The following is a 4855-nucleotide window of genomic DNA, read 5'->3' as shown; positions in this document are numbered from 1 at the left end:
TTCACCTGGTTTTTGTTAAGGGCGCCGCGGGGGGGGGGGGTGGTCTATGGGCGGGTTGTCGTGGGCGGCCGGGGAGGGTGGGGCAATTGTTGGGCCGAAGCGACGCCCATTGGTGTGGTACGGGGGGTTGCCGGGCCCCCCCCGAAAACCCGACCCACGCCATGAAGCCCAACGAGGCAACGCCTTGAACCTTACAGCGCCTCGAAAATACCCGCCGCACCCATGCCGGTGCCGATGCACATCGTCACCATGCCGTACTTCTGCTGGCGACGACGCAGGCCGTGCAGCAGGGTCGCGGTACGGATCGCGCCGGTCGCGCCCAGCGGATGGCCCAGGGCGATCGCGCCGCCCAGCGGGTTGACCTTGCTCGGGTCCAGGCCGCAATCGCGGATCACTGCCAGCGACTGCGCGGCGAAGGCTTCGTTCAGTTCAATCCAGTCCAGCTGGTCCTGGGTCAGGCCGGCCTGCTTCAGGGCCTTCGGGATCGCGGCGATTGGGCCGATGCCCATCACTTCCGGGCGCACGCCGGCCACCGAGAAGCTGACGAAACGCGCCAGCGGGGTCAGGCCGTAATCCTTGATCGCCTGCTCCGAGGCCAGCAGCACGGCACCGGCGCCATCGCTCATCTGCGACGAGTTGCCGGCGGTGACGGTGCCGCCGAACTGGCCGTTGCGGAACACCGGGCGCAGCTTGGCCAGGCCTTCAGCGGAGGAATCCGGGCGCGGGCCCTCGTCGGTGTCGGCGATCTTGTTGCGGGTGATGATGCGCTGGCCATCGGCCAGGTCCGGCAGGTGCGAGACGATCTCGTACGGGCTGATTTCGTCCTTGAACTCGCCGTTCTGGATCGCCGCCATGGCCTTCTGGTGCGAGGCCAGGGCGAACGCGTCCTGGTCTTCGCGCGAGACCTTCCACTCTTCGGCCACCTTCTCGGCGGTGATGCCCATGCCGTAGGCGATGGCGACGTGGTCGTTGTCGAACACGCTCGGTGCCATGGCGATCTTGTTGCCCATCATCGGCACCATCGACATCGACTCGGTGCCGCCGGCCAGCATCAGGTCGGCGTTGCCCAGGCGGATCGCGTCGGCGGCCTGCGCCACGGCCTGCAGGCCAGAGGAGCAGAAGCGGTTCACGGTCTGTGCGGCGATGGTGTTCGGCAGGCCGGCCAGCAGCACGCCGATGCGCGCCACGTTCATGCCCTGCTCGGCTTCCGGCATGGCGCAGCCGATGATGGCGTCATCGATGCGGTTGACGTCCACGCCCGGGGCCTGGGCGACGACGCTGCGCAGCACGTGCGCAAGCATGTCGTCGGGGCGGGTGTTGCGGAACATGCCCTTGGGCGCCTTGCCAACCGGGGTACGGGTGGCGGCGACGATGTAGGCGTCCTGGATTTGCTTGGTCATTGCAGTGATCTCTTGAATAGGGGTTGGAAGAGGTTGCCGGCCAGCGGCCGGCACTACCGATGTCTTCCGTCAGTTCCGCAGCGGCTTGCCGGTCTTGAGCATGTGCGCGATGCGGGCCTGGGTCTTTTCCTGCTGGGCCAGTTCGACGAAGTGCTTGCGCTCCAGGGTCAGCAGCCACTCTTCGTCGACCAGGGTGCCGCGATCGACCTTGCCGCCGCACAGCACGGTGGCGATGCGCTCGGCGATCTCGTAGTCGTACGGGCTGATGAAGCGGCCTTCCAGCATGTTGACCAGCATCATCTTGAAGGTGGCGATACCCACGTCCCCGGCGACCTGGATGCGGCGTGCCGGCAGCGGCGGACGGTAGCCGGCTTCGGCCAGGGCGCGTGCTTCGGCCTTGGCGATGTGCAGGGCCTCGTAGCTGTTGAACACCACCTTGTCGGTGCTGCGCAGCAGGCCCAGCTCCTTGGCGTTGACCGCCGAGTTGGACACCTTGGCCATCGCCACGGTCTCGAAGGTCTTCTTCAGTTCGGCGAACACGTCGCCACCCGGGCCCGCAGCCTGCGAGGCGCGCACCGCCAGTTCCTTCAGGCCGCCACCGGCCGGCAGCAGGCCGACACCGGCTTCGACCAGGCCGATGTAGCTTTCCAGGAAGGCCACGGTCTTGGCGCTGTGCATCTGGAACTCGCAGCCACCACCCAAGGCCAGGCCGCGCACGGCGGCCACCACCGGCACCAGCGAGTACTTGATGCGCTGGCTGGTGCGCTGGAAGTTGGCGACCATCTCTTCGAACTGGTCGACCTTGCCGGCCTGCAGCAGGCCCAGTGCACCGGCCAGGTCGGCACCGGCGGAGAAGGGTTCCTTCTGCTGCCAGATCACCAGGCCCTGGAAGTCCTTCTCGGCGCGGCTGACGCATTCCTGCAGGCCATCCAGCACCTGGTCGGACACGGTGTTCATCTTGGTCTTGAAGCTGACCACGGCGATGCCGTCACCGTCGTGCCACATGCGCAGGCCGTCGTTCTCGAACACGGTCTCGCCCGGCGCGAACTTCTCGCCCAGCAGCGGATCCGGGAAGCGCTGGCGCTGGTACACCGGCAGCGACGAACGCGGCAGCTTGGCGTTGCGCGACGGGCTGTAGCTGCCCTCGGCGGCGTGCACGCCATCGCGGCCATCGAACACCCAGTCCGGCAGCGGTGCGTTGCTCATGCTCTTGCCGGCCACGATGTCATCGGCGATCCACTGCGCGACCTGCTTCCAGCCGGCGGCCTGCCAGGTTTCGAACGGGCCCAGCGACCAGCCGTAGCCCCAGCGGATGGCCAGGTCGACGTCGCGCGCGGTCTCGGCGATGTCGGCCAGGTGGTAGGCGCTGTAGTGGAACAGGTCGCGGAAGGTCGCCCACAGGAACTGCGCCTGCGGGTGCTGGCTTTCCCGCAGCTTGGCGAACTTCTCGGCCGGGTTCTTGATCTTCAGGATCTCGACCACTTCCGGGGCGGCGGTGCGGTCGGCCGGGCGGTAGTCCTGCTTCTCCAGGTCCAGCACGACGATGTCCTTGCCGACCTTGCGGAAGATGCCGGCGCCGGTCTTCTGGCCCAGCGCGCCCTTGGCAATCAGCGCGTCCAGCCACTTCGGCGACTTGAAGAATTCATGCCACGGGTCATTCGGAAGGGTGTCGCCCATGGTCTTGATGACGTGCGCCATGGTGTCCAGGCCGACCACGTCCGAGGTGCGGTAGGTGGCCGACTTCGGGCGGCCGACCAGGGGGCCGGTCAGGCCGTCCACTTCGTCGAAGCCCAGGCCGAACTGCTGGGTATGGTGGATGGTCGACAGGATCGAGAACACGCCGATGCGGTTGCCGATGAAGTTCGGGGTGTCCTTGGCGTACACCACGCCCTTGCCCAGGGTGGTGACCAGGAAAGCTTCCAGGCCTTCCAGCACGGCGGCATCGGTGGTGGTGGCCGGGATCAGCTCGGCCAGGTGCATGTAGCGCGGCGGATTGAAGAAGTGCACGCCGCAGAAGCGGTGGCGCAGCTGCTCGGGCAGCACGTCGGCGAGCTTGTTGATGCCCAGGCCCGAGGTGTTGGAGGCCAGCACCGCGTGGTCGGCCACGAACGGGGCGATCTTCTTGTACAGGTCCTGCTTCCAGTCCATGCGCTCGGCGATGGCCTCGATGATCAGGTCGCAGTCCTTCAGCTGCTCCAGGCCGGACTCGTAGTTTGCCGGGGTGATGGCTTCGGCAAGCGACTTGCTGGCCAGCGGCGCGGGACTCAGCTTGCCCAGGTTGGCGATCGCCTTCAGCACGATGCCGTCGGCCGGACCTTCCTTCGCAGGCAGGTCGAACAGCACGGTGTCGACGCCGGCGTTGGTGAGGTGGGCGGCGATCTGGGCACCCATGACGCCGGCACCCAGCACGGCGGCGCGGCGGACTAGCAGGGAATTGGACATGGTGTAGGGCCTTTGTTGGTCAGCAGTTACTGGGTGGAATCAAACGGAAGCGGGCAGGGCGCTGGCGCGTGCGGCGGCGCGGAACCCGGCTTCGGCGAAATGGATCAGTTCGTGGGCGGCATGGGCACGATGCGCCGCTTCGGTGACACCGGCGGGACGCTTGATCAGCCCGAAGTCGGCCATGGCATAGGTGAGCGAACCGGCCAGGAAGTCCAGGCGCCAGTACAACTCTTCCTTGCTCAGGCCGGGCACGCATTCGCCGATGGCCTTGCCGAATGCACGCAGCACGTGGCCGTAGTGGTCGGACAGGAACTTGCGCAGGTTGTCGTTCTTCTCGGCATAGGCGCGGGCGATCACGCGCACGAAGGCGCCGCCGTTCTGGCGGTCCTGGGCCAGCGCCAGGGCCGGCTCGACGAAGGCGGCCAGCACCGGGCGCAGTTCGCCAGGGTGCTCGGCGCGGGCGCGTTCGAGCTGAGACAGGCGGGCGCCGGTCATCTCGTCCATGCGGCGGCGGAACACCTCGTTGACCAGGTTTTCCTTGGAGCCGAAGTGGTAGTTGACCGCCGCGATGTTGACATCGGCCTGGCTGGTCACCTGGCGCAGCGAGGTGCCGGCGAAGCCGTGCTGGGCGAACAGCTCCTCGGCCGCGCCGAGGATCCGGTCCTTGGTCGAGAAGTGAGCGGGTTTGGCCATCGGCGGGCGGACCTTAATCAAACGATTGTTTGATACTAGGACCAGACGGTAGCGTATGGCATTTTGCAGTGCAGCAAAATTGCCCGGGCCGGTCAGATTTCACTCAGGTGGGTGAATGGGTGGATCTGAACCTGTAGAGGCGCGCCCCCCCCGCCACCCCCCAAAATGGGTTGCCGGCTGGGGGGGTGGTCTTTGGGGGGGGGGGGGGGGGGGGGGGGGGGGGGGGGGGGGGGGGGGGGGGGGGGGGGGGGGGGGGGGGGGGGGGGGGGGGGGGGGGGGGGGGGGGGGGGGGGGGGGGGGGGGGGGGGGGGGGGGGGGGG

General features: G+C 67.7%; 3 protein-coding genes. All 3 read right to left on the bottom strand.

Annotation, left to right across the window (positions count from 1 at the left end; translation table 11 throughout):
• Positions 1-191: 191 nt before the first annotated feature.
• The 3 genes from WDC87_RS21680 to WDC87_RS21670 all read right to left on the bottom strand — a co-directional run bounded on the left by WDC87_RS21680 (position 192) and on the right by WDC87_RS21670 (position 4535).
• Positions 192-1400 (bottom strand): acetyl-CoA C-acyltransferase, encoded by a 1209-nt coding sequence (locus tag WDC87_RS21680; protein WP_005409292.1) that lies wholly within the window; start codon positions 1398-1400, stop codon positions 192-194.
• Positions 1401-1469: 69 nt separating this feature from the next.
• Positions 1470-3842 (bottom strand): 3-hydroxyacyl-CoA dehydrogenase/enoyl-CoA hydratase family protein, encoded by a 2373-nt coding sequence (locus WDC87_RS21675; RefSeq protein ID WP_088496169.1) that lies wholly within the window; start codon positions 3840-3842, stop codon positions 1470-1472.
• A 39-nt stretch (positions 3843-3881) separates the two neighbouring features.
• The gene (locus tag WDC87_RS21670) at positions 3882-4535 is read right to left on the bottom strand and encodes a TetR family transcriptional regulator (protein ID WP_061477903.1); all 654 of its coding nucleotides are present in this window, start codon (positions 4533-4535) and stop codon (positions 3882-3884) included.
• Positions 4536-4855: the final 320 nt, after the last annotated feature.

It is taken from the genome of Stenotrophomonas maltophilia group sp. Smal12, assembly GCF_037079935.1.
GTDB classification, from domain to species: Bacteria; Pseudomonadota; Gammaproteobacteria; order Xanthomonadales; family Xanthomonadaceae; genus Stenotrophomonas; species Stenotrophomonas sepilia.
The sequence above is the reverse complement of the archived record's forward strand: the minus strand, read 5'-3'. Positions and strand labels throughout refer to the sequence as shown.